Source organism: Lentzea sp. NPDC051213 (assembly GCF_044455585.1).
Lineage (GTDB): Bacteria > Actinomycetota > Actinomycetes > Mycobacteriales > Pseudonocardiaceae > Lentzea.
The window spans coordinates 635,178-654,986 of sequence record NZ_JBITEX010000005.1 but is presented as its reverse complement, the minus strand read 5'-3'; the positions used below and the strand labels follow the sequence as shown (position 1 = coordinate 654,986).

The 19,809-nt window shown below is 69.0% G+C and carries 13 protein-coding genes; 5 read left to right on the top strand and 8 right to left on the bottom strand.

The features are described from left to right. Positions 1-71 precede the first annotated feature (71 nt). From ACIA8G_RS25755 to eccCa, 4 genes are all read right to left on the bottom strand, one after another. On the bottom strand, positions 72-2,780 hold the full coding sequence (locus ACIA8G_RS25755; protein WP_396421184.1) for a BTAD domain-containing putative transcriptional regulator: 2,709 nt from the start codon (positions 2,778-2,780) through the stop codon (positions 72-74). Positions 2,781-2,903: 123 nt separating this feature from the next. Further along, complete coding sequence (locus tag ACIA8G_RS25750) at positions 2,904-3,278, bottom strand: tetratricopeptide repeat protein (protein WP_396421183.1); 375 nt, start codon at positions 3,276-3,278, stop codon at positions 2,904-2,906. 443 nt (positions 3,279-3,721) lie between these two features. After that, positions 3,722-4,393, bottom strand: a complete 672-nt coding sequence (locus tag ACIA8G_RS25745; RefSeq protein WP_396421182.1) for a BTAD domain-containing putative transcriptional regulator — start codon at positions 4,391-4,393, stop codon at positions 3,722-3,724. A gap of 338 nt (positions 4,394-4,731) precedes the next feature. After that, complete coding sequence (eccCa, locus tag ACIA8G_RS25740) at positions 4,732-8,745, bottom strand: type VII secretion protein EccCa (RefSeq protein WP_396421181.1); 4,014 nt, start codon at positions 8,743-8,745, stop codon at positions 4,732-4,734. A gap of 231 nt (positions 8,746-8,976) precedes the next feature. On the opposite strand from eccCa, the gene eccD reads away from it, so the two are divergent. Together eccD and mycP are read left to right on the top strand one after the other, a co-directional pair. Continuing rightward, entirely contained in the window at positions 8,977-10,380 is a 1,404-nt protein-coding gene (gene eccD / locus ACIA8G_RS25735; protein WP_396421180.1) for a type VII secretion integral membrane protein EccD, read from the top strand. A gap of 8 nt (positions 10,381-10,388) precedes the next feature. Beyond that, the gene (gene mycP, locus ACIA8G_RS25730; protein WP_396421179.1) at positions 10,389-11,807 is read left to right on the top strand and encodes a type VII secretion-associated serine protease mycosin; all 1,419 of its coding nucleotides are present in this window, start codon (positions 10,389-10,391) and stop codon (positions 11,805-11,807) included. 56 nt (positions 11,808-11,863) lie between these two features. Here the strand turns inward: mycP and ACIA8G_RS25725 are convergent, their stop codons facing one another. From ACIA8G_RS25725 to eccB, 3 genes are all read right to left on the bottom strand, one after another. Then, positions 11,864-12,934 carry a hypothetical protein gene (locus ACIA8G_RS25725; protein WP_396421178.1) on the bottom strand — a complete coding sequence of 357 codons (1,071 nt, stop codon included), beginning with the start codon at positions 12,932-12,934 and terminating at the stop codon, positions 11,864-11,866. 11 nt (positions 12,935-12,945) lie between these two features. Continuing rightward, positions 12,946-13,263 carry a hypothetical protein gene (locus tag ACIA8G_RS25720; protein ID WP_396421177.1) on the bottom strand — a complete coding sequence of 106 codons (318 nt, stop codon included), beginning with the start codon at positions 13,261-13,263 and terminating at the stop codon, positions 12,946-12,948. A 70-nt stretch (positions 13,264-13,333) separates the two neighbouring features. After that, complete coding sequence (eccB, locus tag ACIA8G_RS25715) at positions 13,334-14,944, bottom strand: type VII secretion protein EccB (RefSeq protein ID WP_396421176.1); 1,611 nt, start codon at positions 14,942-14,944, stop codon at positions 13,334-13,336. Between the two features lie 264 nt (positions 14,945-15,208). On the opposite strand from eccB, the gene eccE reads away from it, so the two are divergent. From eccE to ACIA8G_RS25700, 3 genes are all read left to right on the top strand, one after another. Then, positions 15,209-16,423 (top strand): type VII secretion protein EccE, encoded by a 1,215-nt coding sequence (gene eccE, locus ACIA8G_RS25710; RefSeq protein ID WP_396421175.1) that lies wholly within the window; start codon positions 15,209-15,211, stop codon positions 16,421-16,423. Further along, a complete protein-coding gene (locus tag ACIA8G_RS25705) occupies positions 16,420-17,145 on the top strand; it encodes a hypothetical protein (protein ID WP_396421174.1) in 726 nt (241 codons plus the stop codon). The genes eccE and ACIA8G_RS25705 overlap by 4 nt, the downstream gene beginning before the upstream one ends. Positions 17,146-17,353: 208 nt before the next feature. Next, complete coding sequence (locus ACIA8G_RS25700) at positions 17,354-18,916, top strand: S8 family peptidase (protein WP_396421173.1); 1,563 nt, start codon at positions 17,354-17,356, stop codon at positions 18,914-18,916. Between the two features lie 87 nt (positions 18,917-19,003). Here ACIA8G_RS25700 and truA read toward each other — a convergent pair whose 3' ends face one another. Then, positions 19,004-19,795 carry a tRNA pseudouridine(38-40) synthase TruA gene (gene truA, locus ACIA8G_RS25695; RefSeq protein ID WP_396421172.1) on the bottom strand — a complete coding sequence of 264 codons (792 nt, stop codon included), beginning with the start codon at positions 19,793-19,795 and terminating at the stop codon, positions 19,004-19,006. Positions 19,796-19,809 lie beyond the last annotated feature (14 nt).

Below are 19,809 nucleotides of genomic sequence, written 5' to 3'. Positions count from 1 at the left end.
GTTCTCACCAGCGGTGCTGGTGGCAAAGTTCCTGGGGGGCCACCAGCACCGCACACCACTTTCCGGCCTGGTCAGGGCAGTGAAGCGAGCTTTTCTCGCAGCTCTTGCGCGAACGGGTGCTGGTTGACTTCGGAGGCCATCAAAGCTTCGATCCACCATCGGCGTGCTTCCTCGACGTCGCCGAGGCCGAGGTGCACATCGCCAACAAGCCCCCGAGTGAAGTTGAGATCCATCCAGGAACCCACCCGTTGGAAAGCCTCGAACGCCCTGTTCACTGCCGCAAGCGCAGCCGGGTAGTCGACCAGCGCGAGGTATGCCTGCCCCTTCACAAAGCTCACCTGACCCAGCCACCCCTCGCTCGCCTCGTCCCCCGCCAGCGACTCCCATTCGGCGCAGTACTCGAGTGCTTCCGCGTACTCACCGAGGTGCAGAAGAACCCAGGCAACCTGTTGGACAGCCATTGCGATCCGCGCATCCGTCGCGCTGGCGTCACCGCGCTGCAGTTCGAGCGCCTGTCGGGTGATCTCCAGGGCTTCGTTCGGCCTCCCCGACAAGGTCAGAGCCCAGGCAAGCCCGTTCTGCGCCCGCACCTGTTCTGGCACCCGGCCCAGTGCCTCATACGCACGGCTGCTGGCCTCGAAGCGCTCGACGCTCTCGTCGAAGCGATTGAGCCTGCCCAAGGCTATTGCCTCGAAGAACACGAACTTCGCGGCCCTGTCAGCCTCGCCAAGGCGCGCTGACGCCCGTTCAGCCGGTGGCAGCACAGCTAGCCAGTCCTGCCACCGGCCATCCCTGTCGATCAGGTCGAACCCGAACCACGTCAACTGCCAGGTGTGACGGTCGAAGCGATGGTGATCGCTCTGTGCCAGCACCGCACGCAACACCGCGCGCTCGGCCTGGAACCACTCATCAGCAGCATCGCGTTCGACAAAGCTCTCCGATGCCACGTGGGGCGCTGGCCTCGGCATCAGATCGAGCCACCGCTCGCGCCCGTTGAACTCGACATCGATGTGGATCAAGGTGTGCAGATAGTGGTCGAACATCCGCTCAACCGCCTCATCGCGGGCCTGGGAAGGCTCCTCTGCGGCAGCGCGATCGGCGGCGTAGACGCGCAGCAGGTCGTGGCACGTGAACCGGCCCGGCACGTGCTCGACCAGCAGGTTCGCGCGGACCAGTTCCCTGAGACACTCGCGCGTCTCGTCGGCGGACAACCCGGCCAGGCTCCTCGCGGCGGGCACGGTGATGTCCGGGCCAGGATGGACGCCGATCAGCCTGAACATCCGCGCGGTCACTGGGCTGAGCTGCTGATACGACCACTGGAAGACGGTGCGGACGCTGGTCGCCGCGTCACCGGTGTCCAACGTGTCGAGGCGAGTGCGCTCGTCGGCCAGTTCGGCGACCAGCGCGGACAGCGGCAGGCTCGGGGACTGTGCTGCACGGGCCGCCACGATCGCGAGGGCCAGCGGGAGACCACCGCACCACTTGATCAGCTCGTCGGAGGCGCCCACCCGCTCGGCGCCCAGTCGACCGACCAGCAAGGCGTGGGCTTCGGCGTGGCTCAGCACGTCCAGCGCGAGGTGCTGAATGCCCTCGGTGATGATCAGGCCGGTGAGGCGGTCACGGCTGGTGATCAGCACCTGGGACGGGCACGGTCCCGGTAGCAGCGGACGGACGTGCTCGGCGTCGCGGGCGTTGTCGAGGACCACCAGCATGCGACGGTCGGCGATCATGCTGCGATACAGCGCCGAGGTGGCTTCGAGGTCGGCTGGGATGCGTTCGGGAAGAACGCCCAGGGCTTCGAGCATGCGACTGAGAGCGTCACCGGGCGCCATCGGATCGCGGTGACGGTCGAACCCGCGCAGGTTCACGTAGAGCTGGCCATCCGGGAAGTGGTCGGCAACACCGCGGGCCCAGTGCACAGCCAGGGTCGTCTTGCCGACACCTGCGGTGCCGGTGATCGCGACGATCATCAAAGCGTCGCCGCCAGCGAGATCGCTGAGGCCGCGCAGCTCAGAGGACCGTCCGACAAACCGCGGCACTGCGGTCGGCAGCTGCCGGGGCACCGGGCCACGGACCCGCACCGAACCTGACAGCACGTGTTGGTGCACCGCCTGCAGTTCCGCCCCTGGATCAACACCGAGTTCGTCAGCCAGCAACGAGCGGATCTCCTGGTACGCGGCCAGGGCTGCCGCCTGCTGACCGGACTGGGCCAGCGCCAGCATCAGCTGACCCCAGAACGTCTCCCGGAACGGGTGCTGGGCCGTCAACGACCGCAGCTCGGCGACCAGATCTGCGGCGAGACCTCGGTCCAGGTCGGCACTGATTCGCCTGTCCAGCGCCAGCAGCCACTCCTCGGTCACCGGCGGCACGTCGTGCTGGTGCACCGCGTCGGACCGAACGTCCGAGAGCATCGGTCCGCGCCACAACCCAACGGCAGCAGCGAAATCGCCGGCAGAGACCAGGGAACGAAAGCGCAGCAAGTCGAGCTGAGATACATCGACCGAAGCTCGATAGCCACCGCGGGAGGTCTGCACGCAGTTCGCCGTGCCCAACGCCTGCCGCAGCCTGACCACGACCATCTGCAAGGTCTTGTAAGCCCGGTCCGGCGCCACCGGCTCACCGTCCCACAGCCGCTCCACCAGCTCGTCCGCGGACACAAAGTGGTTGGGACGCAACAACAACGTCGCCAGCAACACCCGACACCGTCCAGCCGGTACCGACACCGCAGCGCCGTCGAGCAGCACCTCCAACGGCCCGAGAACCCGGTACTCGGCGCCCATGGTGTCCTCCCTCCTCAAGCGATCCAAGCAGCATGTGACCGAAGTGTGAGCACCATCAGCGACCCTTCTGGTGGCCGGTCCAACCGCGGTTACCTCCCTCTTCACCACGGCGGGACCGGCCTCTCAGCTGATGCGAGCCAGCCGCGCCCGCACGTCGTCCGCCTTGGCGAAGCCAAGATCGTCGTAGACGTCGAGCGCCGCGTGGTAGTAGCCGCGGGCCGCGTCCAGCTCGCCCAGTTCCAGCTTCAGGTCGGCCAGCCGCACCAGCGTGTCCGCCTTATAGTGCCGGTAGGACAACGCTTCCTGCAGCTCCACGGACCTGAGGTAGTTCGCCTCGGCCTCTTCGTAGCGGCCCAGGGCGCGGTAGACGCTGCCGAGCGTGTCGCGGTTCGAGGCCACCGCCGTGTCGCGCTCGTCCGGCACCAGTTCCAGGAACATGTCGCGGGCTCGCACGGCCCAGATCGCCGCCTCCTCGTGGTGGCCGAGTTCGTTGTGCACGAACCCGAGGGCCGCCGCACCTGCGCCAGGTCACGCACGTTGTCGAGCAGCACCAGCAAGCTGCGCCGGGACAGCAGTGCCCGGTAGCTCTGCAGCATCGCCTCGATGCCCACCGGGATCTGGTCGGCCGGCACGCCGAGGGCCAGCAGGAAGTCGCGGGCCGCGCTGTTCGGGTTCACCGGCGCGCCGGTCGGGTCGAACCCGCGCAGGTCGCTGTAGAGCTGACCGTCCGGGAACCGGCCGGCCATCCGGTGCGCCCACTGCACCGCCAGCGACGTCTTGCCGATGCCGCCGCTGCCGTTGATCACCGCGACCCGCTCCGGGGAGGAGAGCACGGCGTCGAGCCGGTCCAGTTCCGGTCCTCTGCCCACGAAGTGCGGCAACGCCGTCGGCAGCTGCCTCGGCACGTGGTGCACCGGCACGTCACCGGTCAGCACCTGTTGCTATGCCTCCCGCAGCCGCGGGCCCGGCGTGACGCCGAGCTGCTCGTCCAGCACGGCCACGACCTCGCGGAATGCGGCGAGCGCGTCCGCCTGCTGACCGCTGCGGTGCAACGCGAGCATCAGCTGCGCCCAGAACACCTCCCGCAACGGGTGCTGTGTGGACAGCGTCCGCAGCTCGGGCACCAGCTCCGCCGCCACGCCCTGGGCGAGGTCGGCGTCAATCCGTCGTTCCAGCGCGGTCAGGTGCTCCTCCACCAGATCCGGCACGGCGTCGCGGTGCAACGCCTCCGAGGAGACGTTCGCCAGCGCGGGACCGAGCCACAACCCCGTCGCCGAGGCGAAGTCGCCGGCCCGCACCAGCTCGCGGAACCGCAGCAGGTCCAGCTGTCCAGGTTCGACGACGGCCGCGTAGCCACCGGCACCGGTGTGCACGCAGTTGGCCGCGCCGAGCGCCTGCCGCAGCCGGGTGACGACCATGTGCAACGCCGCCCGGCCAGCGCTCGGCGGCGATCCGTCCCGCATCCGCTCGACGATCTCGTGCAGCGGAACGAACTCGTTGGCACGCAACAGGAGTGTGGCGAGGAGCACGCGACATCGACCGGCTGGAACGCCGACCGGGGCGCCGTCGAGCAGTACCTCCAACGGCCCCAGCACGCGGTACTCGACTCGCACATCGCCCCTCTCCGCGGCGTGACGCAGCGTCGAGTGCAGGGGCGTGGACTCAGTGTGACCGAAGTGTGAGCAGCACCGGGCAAAGTAGTGCTCAGCCGGACGACGAAAGTGACAACAGCAAGTTTGGGGGGTGTCACGATCGTCGGCCTCCTCCCTGGTCGCCCCTCCCCAGTGGGTCGTCCAGGAAGGAAATCCGGTCATTGGGGGGAACCGGACAGTCCCCTGCTGTTCGGTGGGCCCGCGGCTTCGGCTGCGGGCCCTTTTACTTTTTCTGCCCGGAAACGAAACGTGGGTGGCCCCGCCGGATCGGCGAGACCACCCACGAGGACGCAGTGCCTTTATTCGGGCGAGATCCAGGCGTACTGGATGCGCTGCTGACCGTGCTTGCGGGTCACCATCGTGCCCCGGCCAGGAGGCTGCGGCGACGGCTTGAGGTTGCCGACGATGTTGCCCTCCTCCTTCGAACCGGAACCGACGAACAGCGGCGCCGAGATCTCCTTCAGCTTGCCGAGGACCGGGTCGTACATCGCGCGGGACGCACCACCCATGCGGCGGGCCAGGATGATGTGCAGACCGACGTCCTTGGCCTGCGGGATGAACTCGGCCAGCGGCTGCAGCGGGTTCGCACCACCCTGCGGGGCCACCAGGTCGTAGTCGTCCACCACGACGAACACGTCGGGACCGGTCCACCAGGAACGGTTCCTCAGCTGTTCCTGCGTCACGTCCGGGCCGGGCATGCGCTTGGTGAGCGAGCCCTTGATCTCCTGGACGTTCTGCGTGAGCTGGGTGCCCGACACCGCGTAGCTGAGCAGGTGGTCGGTGTCGATGAACCCGAGCATCGTGCGGCGGAAGTCCGCGAGCAGGATCAGGGCCTCCGACGAGGTGTAGCTCGTCATGATGCCGCGGACGATCGTGCGCAGGAGGTTCGTCTTGCCCGACTCGCCGTCGGCCAGCGCGAAGAAGTGCGGGTCCGCGTCGAAGTCCATGTAGACCGGCGCGAGCTCGTCCTCGTTGACGCCGACCGGGACCAGGTGGCCGCGGTTCGGGTTGACCTGCTGGACCTGGGCCATGAACTGGGCGTAGTCGAGCAGGTCGGGCAGCATCCGGACCTGCGGGGCACGCGGGCCCTGCCACGCCTGGTTGAGCTTGGCGTCGAGGTCCTGGACACCCTGCGAGATCGTCGTCGGGTCCTGCGAGGTGTCAATGCGCGGCAGACCGGTGAGGAAGTGCAGCTTGTCACCGGTCAGGCCGCGGCCGGGACGACCGGGCGGCACGTTGACCGCGACCTTGCGGTCGATCTCGGACTCGCTCGGGTCACCGAGCCGCAGCTCGAAGCGCGTGCCGAGGAGGTCCTTCATGGCTGGCCGGATCTCCGCCCACCGGTTCGCGCCGACGATCACGTGCACGCCGTAGGACAGGCCCTGCGCGGCGAGCGCCTGGACCTGCGGCTCGACCATCTCGAACTCCTGGCGGAAGTTCATCCAGCCGTCCACGATCAGGAACGCGTCACCGAAGTTGTCGTCCTTGATCTCACCGCGGCGCCGGCGGGCGCGGAACTCGCCCATCGAGTCGATGCGCTGGTCGCGCCAGCGGAGCTCGCGCTCGGTGATCAGGGTCTGCAGCTCGGCCACCATGCGGCGGACCTTGTCGACGTCGAGACGACCGGCGAACCCACCGACGTGCGGCAGGTCCTCCATCGAGGCGAGCGTGCCACCACCGAGGTCGATGCAGAAGAACTGCGCCTCCTGCGGCGTGTGCGTCAGCGCCATCGACGCGATCATCGTCCTGAGCAGCGTCGACTTGCCCGACTGCGGACCACCGACGACCGCGCCGTGACCGGCGGCACCGGAGAAGTCCGCCCACAGCAGGTCGCGGCGCTGCTCGAACGGCTTGTCGACCACGCCGACCGGGATCTGCAGCGTGCCGTTGGCCGCGTAGCCGGGCGACGTGAGACCGCGGTCCGGCGTCACGTCGAGCGGCGGCAGCATCGTGTCCATCGTCGGCGGCTCGTTGAGCGGCGGCAGCCACACCTCGTGCGCGGGCGGGCCCTGGCCGACGAGGCGGTCGACGATCAGCTCGAGCTGTGTCGGCTCGTTCGCGTCTTCCTTCTTCGGCGCCTCGACCTTGACCGGCTCGATCGGCCGCTCCGGCTCCTTCGGGATCTCGATGAAGTCCGGCACGAAGAACCGCGGGCGCTTGTCGCTGCGCACGGCCACCGACTCACCGGCGGACTGCATGCCCGACGGCCGGTAGGTGCCCGAGACGTAGAGCGCCTTGAACCTGGTCAGCGGCATGCCCTGCACGCTCAGGTAGCCGGAGCCCGGAATCGGCGGCAGCTCGTAGGCGTCCGGCACACCGATCGCCGCACGCGACTCGGCCGCGTTGAACGTCTTCAGGCCGATCCGGTACGAGAGGAACGTGTCCAGGCCGCGCAGCTTGCCTTCTTCCAGTCGCTGCGACGCGAGGAGCATGTGCATCTGCAGCGACCGGCCGACGCGACCGATCTGGAGGAAGATGTCGATGAAGTCCGGCTTCGCCGTCAGCATCTCGGAGAACTCGTCGATGCAGATGAAGAGCGCCGGCAGCGGGTCGATCTGGGCACCGTTCTCACGGGCCTTCTCGTAGTCCCAGACGTTCTTGTAGTTGCCCTTCGCCAGAACCTCCTGGCGACGCGACACCTCACCCGCGATGGCGTCCTTCATCCGGTCGACCAGGCTGAGGTCGCCGGCGAGGTTGGTGATCGTCGCGGCGACGTGCGGTGCCTTGTCCAGACCGAGGAACGTCGCACCACCCTTGAAGTCGACGAGGATCATGTTGAGCGCCGTCGACGAGTGCGAGGCCAGCAGGCCCAGCACCAGGGTGCGGAGGAACTCCGACTTACCGGAACCGGTCGCGCCGATGCACAGGCCGTGCGGGCCCATGCCGTCCTCGGCCGCTTCCTTGATGTCGAGTTCGACCGACTGGCCGTGCTCGCCGATGCCGAACGGGATGCGGTAGCGGTCCCTCTTCGGCCGTGGCCGCCACGCCGCCTGCACGTCGAACGTGATCGGGTCGCCGGGGATGCCCATGAACTCGAGGATCGGCGGGTTGTTGCTCATCGCCAACGGGTCTTCGCCGCTGTCGCCACCGGCCTCACCGGCCGCACCCATGCGGTACGGCGAAAGCCTGCGGGCGAGCGCCTCGGACTCCACGACCGACAGCCGGTCCGGCGCGCCGAACCACTCCACACCGCTCGCGGAACGGGCGCCCAGCTGGTTGTTCTCGATGACGAGGCGCAGACCGCGGCGGGCGGTCAGGTTGCCGAGGCACTCGGACAGGTCCAGCAGCGTGACGCCGACCAGACCCTCCTCGAGAATGATCATCTCTTCGCGGCTGATGTCGCCGTCGTCGATGACGATCACGATGTGCGGCTGGTCCGGCGGCGGCGGGGCGTTGCGGGTGAACCGCTGCCGGTCGCGCAGGTTCTCGTCCAGCATCGCCTCGATCTCGGCGAGCGAGTTCGCCATCATGCGGCGCTGGCCGATGCCGTCGATGTCGGTGGGGTGCTGCGCGTGCGGCAGCCACTTCGCCCACTCCCACAGCTGCTTGGTGCGGCCCGCGCTGACGACCGCGATCAGCAGGTCGTCCGGGGCGTGGAAGGTGACGAGCTGGGCGAGCAGGGCGCGCGCGACGTCGCGGCGGTCCTCGATCTCACCGAGCAGGCCGACCGCGGCGAACCCGCGCAGTGCGATGGAGATCGGCAGCTCGGGCACGAGCGAGTGGGCGCGCACGAACCGGCGCAGCGCCAGCGTCGCGATCGGCTCCAGCTCCTCGACCGGACCGGTCTGCGGCGGCACCAGGCGGGTCGCGAGGCGCTGCGAGCCGCGACCGGCGCGCAGGTGGCAGAAGTCGGGGTCGTTCTGACGGCGTTCCCACATCCGGCGGGTCGTGGCGAGCGACCACAGCATCTGCGGGTCCGGGTGCACCCACTCGCGCTCGGCGCGCTGCTCGTCGGCAGCCTCGCGCGCGCGGTCGCGCATCTGGCCGAGGTACCGCAGGTAGTCCTTGCGGTCCTCGTTCATCTCGGCCTTCTTCTGGCCTTTGCCAGAACCCATGCCGCTCGCCATCATGCCGATGGTCGAGATCATCATCATGCCGGGCATGATCATCGCCGCCGGCTGCCGCGGCGCGAGGAACAGCATCATGCCCATCATGCCCACGGACGCGATGATCATGACGACGGGCATCGCCTTCATCATGATGTTGCCGGGGATGATCCGGGGGACCTCGGGTGGCGGCTCGAGGTGGACCTCGCCGCCGGGAGGCCGGGGAGCAGCAAGGCGTGCCGTTCGCTTGAACTGCAGCGTGCTCAACTGACAGGCACCTCTTCGACTCTCGTTACGCCACCAGTAGCAACCGACACTATTGCGCATCCGGGCACGCGACGAAGGTGGGTCGGAAAAAAACCCAGTCGAACGTGTTCCGCGAAGACCACGTGCGGAAGGCGCCGGTGCGGCCATACTAGGGCCGCCCGGCACGCGTCCGAGTGGACCAATAGGGTCGGGCCGTTGTTCATAAGCGCTGATCTGACTTAGGGGGCCCTGGTGGCGACCGGTACGACGGTGTTCAGCCGGGTTACGGTGGTGGCACCTCGAACCCGTATCGACGTTGCGCTGCCTGCCGACGTGGCGGTGGCCGACCTCCTGCCGATGTTGCTGGACATGGCCAGAGAGGCCACTCCGGACGGTGGTGTCCGGCACGGCGGCTGGTGCCTCGCGAAGCTCGGCGACAGCCCGCTCGACCCGGCTCGCACGCTGGCCTCGCTCGGCGTCGTGGACGGTGAGCTTCTGCAACTGCGCCGTCGCAACGAGAACCCGCCACCGCCGCTGTACGACGACGTCGTCGACGCGATCGCGGAGTCCGACCCGGACTCGTTCCGGCCGTGGACCAAGGAGACCGCGCAGAAGTTCGGTCACCTCGCGGGCGCGCTCGCACTGATCGCCTCGGCGGTGGCGCTGTTCCTGTCCGGCCCGATCACCGAGGCCGGCAAGGGCAGCGGGCTCGCCGCCGCGATCGCGGGTGGTGTCGCCGCCATCGCGGCACTCGCCACCGGCGCGACCATCGCGCGGGCGTACAAGGCGGCGTCGACCGGTGTGCTGATCGCCGCGTGCGGTTCGCTGCCGATGGCGTTCGTCGCCGGCTTCCACGCGGTGCCCGGTGTCGGGTTCAGCCCGAAGATGCTGCTCGCCTCGGCGTTGATGATGATCTTCGCGTGGGGCGGCATCCTGCTGATCGGCCACGGGGTCACGGTGTTCATCGCCGCGGCGACCAGCGGCACGATCGTCGCGCTCGCGTTCCTCGTCGCAACGTTCGTCGAGCACCCGCTCGCCGGTGTCGCCGCCGGGACCGGTGCGGTGGCGCTGGCCGCGATGTCCATGCTGCCCAGGCTGACCCTGCAGCTGGCCAAGATCCCGCCGCCCGTCGTGCCGACGAACGCCGAGGACCTCAAGGAGGACACCGGCTTCCCGGAGTACGCGGTGATCGAGCGCCGCACCGCCGTCGCGCACGAGTACCTGACCGGCATGATCATCGGCACCGGTGTGGTGGCCGCGCTGGCCGCGATCGTCGCCTCGGGCGCCGACACGATCTGGGGCCCGATCTACGGCGTGGTCGTCGCGATCGTGCTGATGATGCGCGGCCGGGTGTACGCGAACGGCGCGCAGGCCGTGGCACTGCTGTCCACCGGCATGCTCGCCAGCGCCGGCATCCTGATCGGCTGGCTGATCGGCTCGTCCGAGTTCAACCGCATCGCGTTCGTCTTCGGCACGCTGCTGGTGCTGGGCGCGGGCGCGCTGGTGCTCGGCGTCGTGTTCCCCGGCCAGAAGTTCTCGCCGCCGCTGCGCCGCACCGTCGACATCATCGAGGCGATCCTGATCGCCGCGGTGCTGCCGCTGGCGCTGGCCGTGATGGACATGTACTCGGTGTTCAGGGGCCTGATCTCGCTATGAGGACCGGCATGAGGCGCACTGCGGCGGCAGCGACCGCCGGACTGCTGCTGCTGACGGGGGCGTTGCCACCCACCGCCTCCGCCCAGCAACCTTCGTCGTCCGCGTCGAACGCGGCCCGGCCGAACTCCGTGCCGCCGCCGCTGCCGCCCGGCACCGCCCCGCCGAACGACGACGGCAAGCCGGACGTCAAGTACGACCGCACCAACAAGGGCTGCGTCGAGTCGGACACCAAGGCGAACCTGATCGAGTACATGCCCTGGGGTCAGGTCCACCTGAACCTCCAGCAGGCGCACTCGTTCGCGACCGGCAAGGGCCAGAAGATCGCGATCATCGACACCGGTGTCGACCCGCGGAACGAGCGCTTCGGCGGCCGCGTCGTCCCGTCCGGTGAGTACGTGGACAACTCGGGCGGCAAGAACGGCACGGACGACTGCGACGGCCACGGCACCGAGGTGGCCGGCGTCGCCGCCGCGCAGAAGACCGACGGCGACTTCGTCGGTGCCGCACCGGAAGCGACGATCCTCGCGATCCGCCAGACCAGCGACCGGTACGAGTTCAAGGGCGACGCGAACAACGAGAAGCGCGCCACCGCGGGCAAGGTGAAGACGCTGGCGCAGGCCATCGTCCGCGCGGCGAAGGCGGGCGCGCAGGTCATCAACATCTCGCTGACGAACTGCGGCGGGCCCAAGGGCTTCGGCCCCGACGACCAGGCGCTGCAGGCCGCGATCAGGTACGCCGTGGACGTCGAGGACGCCGTGATCGTGACGGCGGCCGGCAACATCAGCGACAACGGCGCCGGGTGCGCCGAGCAGAACAACAACCTGGACCCGGCCGAGGTCAAGTCGGTCTCGTCACCGGCGTGGTTCGCGGACGACGTGATCTCCGTCGCGTCGCTGTCCCGCTCGGGCGCGGTGTCGACCTTCAGCGTCTGGGGCCCGTGGGTCACCATCGCCGCACCGGGCGAGGAGATCATCTCGGTCGACCCCAAGAGCGTGCAGGGCCTGACGAACGCGAACGTCACCGCGCAGACCTCCGGTGACATCAAGGGCACCAGCTTCGCGGCGCCGTACGTCTCCGGCATCACGGCGCTGGTGCGGGAGCGTTTCCCGAACCTGAAGGCCCGTCAGGTGATGGAGCGGCTGAAGGCGACCGCGCTGCACCCCGGCAACGTGTCCGGACGGGACAACAAGATCGGCTACGGCATGATCAACCCGGTCGCCGCGCTGACGGCCGTGCTGCCCGCCGAGGCAGCCGGGTTCAAGGCGCCGCAACCGAAGACGCTGAACACCGCGGTGACTCCACCGGCCGGTTACGACTGGCCGCCGATCATCGTGGCGCTGTCCGGCATCGGCGCCGGTGTCGCGTTGCTGATGCTGACGCTGTTCGTGCGCAACTCGCTCAACCGCAAGCGCGGCAGCACTGTCTAGCCCGTTCACGAAGAGGCCCCCGCTGACTGTTCAGCGGGGGCCTCTTCGTTCTGTGCTCAGTCCTCGCCGATCACCTTCGGCGACGCCTTCTTGGGCTTGCCCAGCAGGTCGTCGATCGAGCCGGTGAGCCGCATCTTGGCCTTGTGCTCCTTGTCGCCGCCCTGCTGCCCGCCCTGCCCGCCCATCATCGGCGCCATTCCGCCCATCATCGGGGCACCGCCGGGCGCGCCTCCAGGACGGCCGCCAGCGCCCGCGGCGGCAGGGGCCGCCGCACCACCCTTCTCCGCCGGTGGCACGGGCTCAGCGACGCCGGTAGCGCCTCCGAACTGCATGGGCTGCGCGGCCGCGGCGGGAGCACCGACCGAACCGACGCCACCCACTCCGCCACCCACACCGGCGCCGACGCCACCGCCGCCACCGACCGGAGTACCGCCGCCACCCTTGCCCGCGGTGGCGGTGTCGGACGCCTTGGCCGGCTCCGGAGTCCTGGACTCGGGCTTGGCCGGCGGCGCGTAGGTCCAGTTCTTCTCGGGGTACTTGTGCTCCATCCGCACCGCTGCGAAGTTCCCGGCCTCACCGGACACCCCGTCGCACAGCTTGAGGAACGCCTCCAGCACCTGCCGTGCCGACTCGTACAGCTCGCGGACCGGGTCCTTGAGCTCCTCGATGTGCTTGATGGCGCGCTGATCGCCCTCCAGGGGCAACGCCGCCGTGCCGGACACCGAGTCGGCGGCGTCGGCCAGCACGTGCGCCATGTCCTGCACGATGCCGCGAACCCCGTCGGCGGTCTCCTCGAGCGCTTCCGCCATCGCGTTCATCGCGTCGGACATGTCGCCGCCCGCGAGCCCCACCTTGCGCATGTGGTCGAGGAACGCGTCGGCGTCCTTGCCCTCCCACCGCGCGTCGACGCCGCCGAGCGGCCCCGCGATGTGCTTGTTGACCGCCTCGGTCACCTTCGCGGCTTTGCGCCAGCGTTCGGCTTCCTCGCTCAGGTCGTTCCAGTCACCCACAAGTGGGTCGAAGAAGTCGTGCACGAGGTCCACGACACCGAGCTTGCGACTCACCTGCGAGAGGAAGTCGAGCTCGGGACCTACCTCGGCCGCGATCTGCCTGCCGTCCTTGGCCACCACAGCTCCCCCTACCGCCGATCGGCCTTCTTGATCAGTTGCAGGCTGTCCTCGTCGTGGTGCCCGTGCTGCTTGGCCACGGCGTGCAGCCCCTTTGCCGCCGCGTCGAGCGTGTCGCAGGCACGGGCGAGCTGCGAGTTGAGCAGCTCGGCCGCGCGTGCGTAGCCCTGGGCGTTGCCCAGCGTTCTGCCGATCTCTCCGAACGCCTCCGGGCGCAGCGGGGACGCCTTCATGGTGTCCCGCACCCGCCTCAGATCGTCCGTCGTGCCGTCGATCCGATCGGCGTACTGCTCGAGCCACTCGGGATCGACGGAAATGCGACCGGCCACGGCTGTCCCCTTACGACACCTTCGGGAGCTTTTGTCTGCATTCGACGGTGATGCACCCGAAGCGGTTCCGCTACTTCTGAGTGGACTGCGGATCCTTGATCGTGCCGTCAGTGGTCTTGATCGCGTCGTAGCTGCGGTTCGCCTCGTTCTTGTTGAGCTGCGGTCCCATCGGCAACAGACTCAGGATCTGGTTCGGTGCCGGCGGGAAGTTCCCGTCGAGACCCAGTGCCGACGCCGTGCCGGCGTCCGGGACGCCGTAGCGGACACCACGACCGGTGATGATCTGCACCGGACCGGTGCCGAAGTCACCCTTGCCCTGGCTGGCCCGCACGACGCCCGCCTTGCCCGGGAGCATCAGGAACTGGTCGATGATCTCGCCCGCCGCGCCGGCCGCGTTCAGCTGGACCGGGGTCATCTCCTTCGGGCCGGGCAACGCGGAGCCGATCGTGACGGCCGTGTGCTCCGCCTTGGTCTGCTCCGTGTAGTTGTCGGCCTTCCAGCCCAGGCACAGGACCGTGTTGCCGGGGTTCGCCTCGAGCGTGGTCGGGATCTTCGACGGGTACGACTCGAGCTTGAGCGGGCTCGACGGGTCCTTGTGGTCCGCGATCGCGTTCGGCGTGAGCGGGATCGACTTCTGGTTGTTCGAGTACGACCAGCGCAGCAGGTCGCCGACGGTCTGTTCGACCTCCTGGAAGCCGTCCTTGAGCGCCACCATGTACGTCGCGGTGTTGGTCAGGTTCACCTCGACGACCTCGCCGATGTTCACCTTCGTCTCGGTGACGTACGTCGCCTGCTTGCCCTGGTCCTGGATGACCGGCGCGATCATCGGAGCGACCTCGGGGATCGCGTTCAGCATCGCCGTGCTGATCGCCCGCGGCTGCTTGCCCTTCAGCCGCAGCGCGTTCAGCACCTTGTCGTTCTTCAGGTCGATCTCCGCGCGAACGGTCGACGACGAGATGTCACGCAGGCTGTTGGGCTTCTTGTAGATCAGGTAGGCCTTCTTGGCGCCCGTGCGCTGCTGGACCAGCACGGCCTCGTCGCCCAGCTCGGCGTTGCCACTGCTCACGCCGGCGATCACGGAGGTCTTGATCTGGTTCTCCGCCGCCTGGTTCTCGCGGAACTCGTCCAGGTCGAGCGTGTCGCAGACGGACCACTGCGCGTCGATGCGGAGGTTCGGCTTCGGCAGCACGTCCGGCGCGTCCGGGAGACCGGTGAGCCTGCCGCGCGGCAGGTTCGCCAGCGCCGACTCGCTCACCAGCTTCGGCGTACCACCGGCCGCCTGCTGCTCCGTGCCGCCCGCCGTGCCACCGGGTGCGTCACCGCCACCCTGCTGCTGGTCCGGGTTGCTGCGCGAGTACCAGAGCAGCCGGGCCGACGCCAGGTTCGTCATCGGGATGAGTCTCTTGGGAGACGCGTCGACGACGTAGACCTGGCCGGTCTCCTTGCTGATGGCGATCTGCGTCTGGTCGTCCAGGCGCGGTGACGGCTTGAAAAGACCGAACACCATGAAGCCCAGCAGACCGACGACGCCGAGGACCACACCCACCGCTGTCGCGCGCGAGTGGTTGCGCATCGGGTCGTGCAGCATGACCGCGTCTCTGCGGACAAGCGCGGACTGCATCCGCTGCAGGACGAATCGGTAGGCCTGGACCTGTGACTTGGTGGTGGGTGTTGATGCCATTCTCGGCTCGCTGCTCTCCCAGTCGCGGTACGGTTCGGCAGGATAGCCGGACGCAGGTTGCTCCGTGGGCCGGTTCGCCAAGCCCACCGACCATCGAGGGGAAAGAGACCACAACGGATGTCCGTCACCACTCCACATCCGCCCCGGCCCAACCCAGGGATGGCACGGCCGCAGGGACCTGCGGGTCCTGGCCAGCAGGCACCTGTGCCCCCGCGTCCGGTCGGGCGTGTCCGCCGCAGAGCCTCCGGTGCCAGCCTCGGCTCGTTGCCGGTCTCCAACGTAGTGACGATCGAGGTCGGTCTGGCGATCGCTCTCCTCGTGCTCACGATCGCCGGTGTGAAGACCGCCGCCGGCGCGCTGAACGTCGTCTCGGTCTCGATCGCCGGCGCTGTGCTCTTGATCGCACTGATCCTGGCATTCACCCGATCGCGTGGTCGTTGGCTGACGCAGTGGATCGGCGTCCGGCTCCGTTTCAGCTTCCGCTCGCACGCGCGCACCGCGAAGCGCACGGAACCGCAGGAGTCCACACCCGGTGACGACGAGATGCAGGTGCTCGGTCCCGAGGACCCGCGCGTCGCGTTGCTGCGGCTGGCGATCCCGGACCTGGTGATCGCGAAGGGCGTCGACCACGAACGCCGCCCGCTCGCGCTGTCGTGGCACGACGGCGTGTGGACGGCGGTGCTGCTGGTCGACCCGACCCCGCCGCTGATCTCCGCGATCGGCTCGGCCCCGTCGCTGCCGCTCGGCGCACTGGCGCCCTGCCTGGAGGACCGCGGCGTCGTCCTGGACGCGATCACCGTGATCTGGCACTGCTACCCCGGCAGCGCGGCGCTCCCGCCGACGTCGCCGGCACTGAGCTCGTACATGGAGGTGCTCGGCCCGCTGCCCGCGGCGGCCCGGCGCACCACGTGGATCACGGTGCGGCTGGACCCGCGCCGCTGCGGCGAGGCGATCAGGGAACGTGGCGGCGGCGTGGTCGGTGCGCACCGCGCGCTGATCGGCGCGTTGTCCCGGGTCCGCAACGCCCTGGAGTCCGCGGGCGTGACGATCCGCCCGCTCGACTCGGACGAACTGCTGCGCGCGGCGATCTCCTCGGCCGAGCTGACCGCTGCCGTCGGCAACACGAACCCCGTGTCGCTGCGGGAGAAGTGGTCCGGCGTCACCGCGGGTGGCGTTGGTCACGCGAGCTACGCGATCACCGGCTGGCCGTCGAAGGGCCTGAAGGGCAACCTGAACTCGCTGACCGGCGTGCGCGCCTTGTCCTCGACGCTGGCGATGTCGATCTCACCGTCCCGTGAGGACGGCCAGGTCTCGCTGCGCGGCCTGGTGCGGGTGAGCGCCCGCACGCCGAACGAGCTGGACCGCGCGGACGACCAGTTGACGAAGCTGAGCGACAAGCTCGACATCACGCTGACCCCGTTGAAGGGCATGCAGCTCGCGGGTCTCGCCGCGACGCTGCCGCTGGGAGGTGTGGCATGACCTCGTCCCGCCTGCTCGACTCGCGCGGCCGTGGCGCCGTGGCACCGGAGTTCCTGGTGTCGCCGAACATGCTGGACGTGGTCAGCCCCAGCGGCGACCGCGGCGGCATGATGCTCGGCCAGGGCACCCAGGGCGAACCGCTCTCGGTGTCGGTGCTGCGCCCCACGCCGACCCGCATGGTGGTCGTCGGTGGCCTGTACCTGGCCCGCCAGATCGCGTTGCGGGCCATGGCGACCGGCGCGTGGATCATCATCGCGACCGGCCGCCCGCAGGCCTGGCAGCCGGTCGTGCGTGCCGCGGGCCAGGGCCCGGACGGCCGCCCGTCCCAGCTGGTGCAGCTGCGCCGCCTGTCGCCCGCGGACCTGCCGCGGCCGACCGAGGACATGCCGCTGCTGGTCATCCACGACGGCGGTCACGTGCCGCAGGAGCTGTTCCCGCCCCGTGCGGCGTGGCAGACCACCATGTACGTGCTGCCGTACCTGCACCCGCAGGCCTCGTCGACGGCGAACAACGCGGACCTCGTGCTGCTGCAGCGCCTCCCGATGGGGCAGGCGCAGCTGGCCGGTCAGATGTGGCGGTTGCGGCCGCAGATGTTCCAGCAGCTGACCCAGCTGAAGGACGACCAGGTCATCGCGATGGGTCAGGACATGTGGGCGCACCTGCGCCTGTACACCACCCCGACCGAGCAGCAGATCCTCGGAGCGGTACGCCGAGGCGATTGAGACGCTCACGAATTTGCGCCCCGAACGTTCATCGTTCGGGGCGCAATTGTTTTGTCCATAGCTCAGCGGCACCAACTAATTCACAGAAACCCCAAAACTGTTGATTCGCCAATCGAAGGTTGTTTCGTGGACCTTCTTGTGCGAAATCCGTCCGCGCCACTAAGAAAACTCTCACCTGCACGACCCTGCGACGAGGGAGCACGCTGCTATGGGAGAATCGTGGGTCAGACGAGCGGCTGGAATCGGACTGGTGGCGAGCACAGCGCTCGCACTGTCGTCCGTCTCCGCCACCGCTGCGCCCGAGGGGGAGATTCGGAACCTCGGTGCGGCCAACGCGGTCAAGGACAACTTCATCGTCGTGCTGAAGGACTTCAGCACGGCCAGTGTCGAGAACCTCAGCGCTAAGTACAGCGCGAAGGTGAAGCACACTTACAAGTCCGCTTTGCGCGGTTTCTCCGCACAGATCTCCGAGGCCCAGGCCAAGCTCCTCGCCGCGGACCCGGCAGTCGCCTACGTCGAGCAGGACGGCGAAGTCCACGCTTCCGACACGCAGACCCCGACCCCGTCGTGGGGCCTGGACCGCATCGACCAGCGTGCGCTCCCCCTCGACAACAGCTACACGTACCCGAACCGGGGCGCCGGCGTCACCGCGTACATCATCGACACCGGTATCCGCATCAGCCACAGCGACTTCGGCGGCCGCGCCGTGCACGGCCGCGACACCGTCGACAACGACAACGACGCGACCGACTGCAACGGCCACGGCACCCACGTCGCGGGCACCGTCGGCGGTACGAAGTTCGGCGTCGCCAAGGACGTGAAGCTGGTCGCCGTCCGAGTCCTGAACTGCGCGGGCTCCGGCTCGTTCGCGGGCGTCATCGCCGGCATCGACTGGGTCACCGAGCAGGTCAACAACAACCCGGCGAACAAGCCCGCGGTGGCCAACATGTCCCTCGGCGGCGGCGCCAACCAGACCGTCGACGACGCCGTGAAGCGTTCCATCGCCGCCGGCGTCACCTACGGCCTCGCGGCGGGCAACGACAACGGCGGCAACGCCTGCAACACGTCGCCGGCCCGTACCCCCGAGGCCATCACGGTCGGCTCGACCGACCGCACCGACGGCCGTTCGTCATTCTCGAACCTCGGCACCTGCGTCGACATCTTCGCGCCCGGCCGCGACATCACGTCGGCGTGGCTCACCAACGACGAAGCCACCAACACCATCAGCGGCACCTCGATGGCCACCCCGCACGTGGTGGGCGCCGCGGCCGTGTTCCTCGCCTCGTCCCCGACCGCGACCCCGCAGCAGGTCCGCGACGCTCTGGTGGAGAACGCCACCTCCGACGTCGTCACGAACCCCGGCGCCGGCTCGCCGAACAAGCTGCTGCACATCACCGGCACCGCCCCCGGCAACCCGCCCGGCCAGTGCCCCGCCGTCACCAACGACACCGACACGGCCATCCCGGACGCCTCGTCCGTGACGTCGTCGATCACCGTCGCCGACTGCAACGGCAAGGCCAGCGGCACGGGCTCCGTGACGGTCGCCATCAAGCACAGCTACCGCGGTGACCTGGAACTCGCTCTCATCGCCCCCTCGGGCGCGGTGAAGCTCCTCAAGGTCTCCAACGGTGGCGACAGCGCGGACGACGTCAACGCCACCTACCCGGTGAACGTGTCGACCGAGGACGCCAACGGCACCTGGCAGCTGCGGGTCCGCGACCTCTACCGCCAGGACACGGGCTTCATCAACTCGTGGACGCTGGACATCTAGAGCAACCGTCCCACCCCTCGGAGCCCCCGGTCCCCCCGCCGGGGGCTCCTCCCTTTCCGGGAAGAGCACCGAGCCGGGAAGACTGGCTCAACGAGAGAGCGTCCGCACCTTCCGAGTCGCCTCAGCCCGTGCCCCGAGCTCGGCGTCGTCAGGAAAGTCCACCCGCACCAGGCACAAGCCGTGCGCCGGAGCCACGGTGACCCCGCTGGCGCGCCCGTGGAGCGACAAAAGCGACCCCGGCCACTCGATCCCCTTCCGCCCCTCCCCGACGGCCAGCAGCGCGCCGATGAGCGAGCGGACCATCGAGTGGCAGAACGCGTCCGCGGACACGAAGGCCGTGATCACGCCATCCGCACCACGCAGCAGCTCGAGCCGCTGCAGTTCCCGGATGGTCGTGGCGCCTTCGCGCCGCTTGCAGAACGCGCAAAAGTCGTGTTCCCCCAGCAACAACGCCGCCGCCGCGTTCATCGCGTCGACGTCGAGCGGGCGCGGCCAGGCAAGCGTGTCCAACCGCCGCAACGGATGCGCTCCGGAAGCAGCATCCGAGACCCGGTATTCGTAGTGCCGCCGCAACGCCGAGAACCGCGCATCAAATGCGGCAGGCACCTCGCGAGCGGAGAACACCCGCACATCCGTGGGCAACGCCCGGGCCAGCCGGCGAGGCAGCCCTGCGACATCCACAGTGGACGGCAGATCAACGTGGGCGACCTGGCCGGAGGCGTGCACCCCGGCATCGGTGCGCCCGGCGACGGTCAGCTGCACGTCCTCGCGCAGCACCATCGACATGGTGTCCTCGAGGACGCCGCAGACCGTGCGGCGCTCAGGCTGACGAGCCCAGCCGGAGAACTCGGTCCCGTCGTAGGCGAGGTCGAGGCGCACACGAACGAGCCCGC

What these genes read in the sequence shown, in the direction of transcription:
- ACIA8G_RS25755 (WP_396421184.1), bottom strand. Translation starts at nt 2,780, where the DNA reads ATGGGCGCCGAGTACCGGGTTCTCGGGCCGTTGGAGGTGCTGCTCGAC.
- mycP (WP_396421179.1), top strand. Translation starts at nt 10,389, where the DNA reads ATGAGGCGCACTGCGGCGGCAGCGACCGCCGGACTGCTGCTGCTGACG.
- eccB (WP_396421176.1), bottom strand. Translation starts at nt 14,944, where the DNA reads ATGGCATCAACACCCACCACCAAGTCACAGGTCCAGGCCTACCGATTC.
- ACIA8G_RS25705 (WP_396421174.1), top strand. Translation starts at nt 16,420, where the DNA reads ATGACCTCGTCCCGCCTGCTCGACTCGCGCGGCCGTGGCGCCGTGGCA.
- ACIA8G_RS25700 (WP_396421173.1), top strand. Translation starts at nt 17,354, where the DNA reads ATGGGAGAATCGTGGGTCAGACGAGCGGCTGGAATCGGACTGGTGGCG.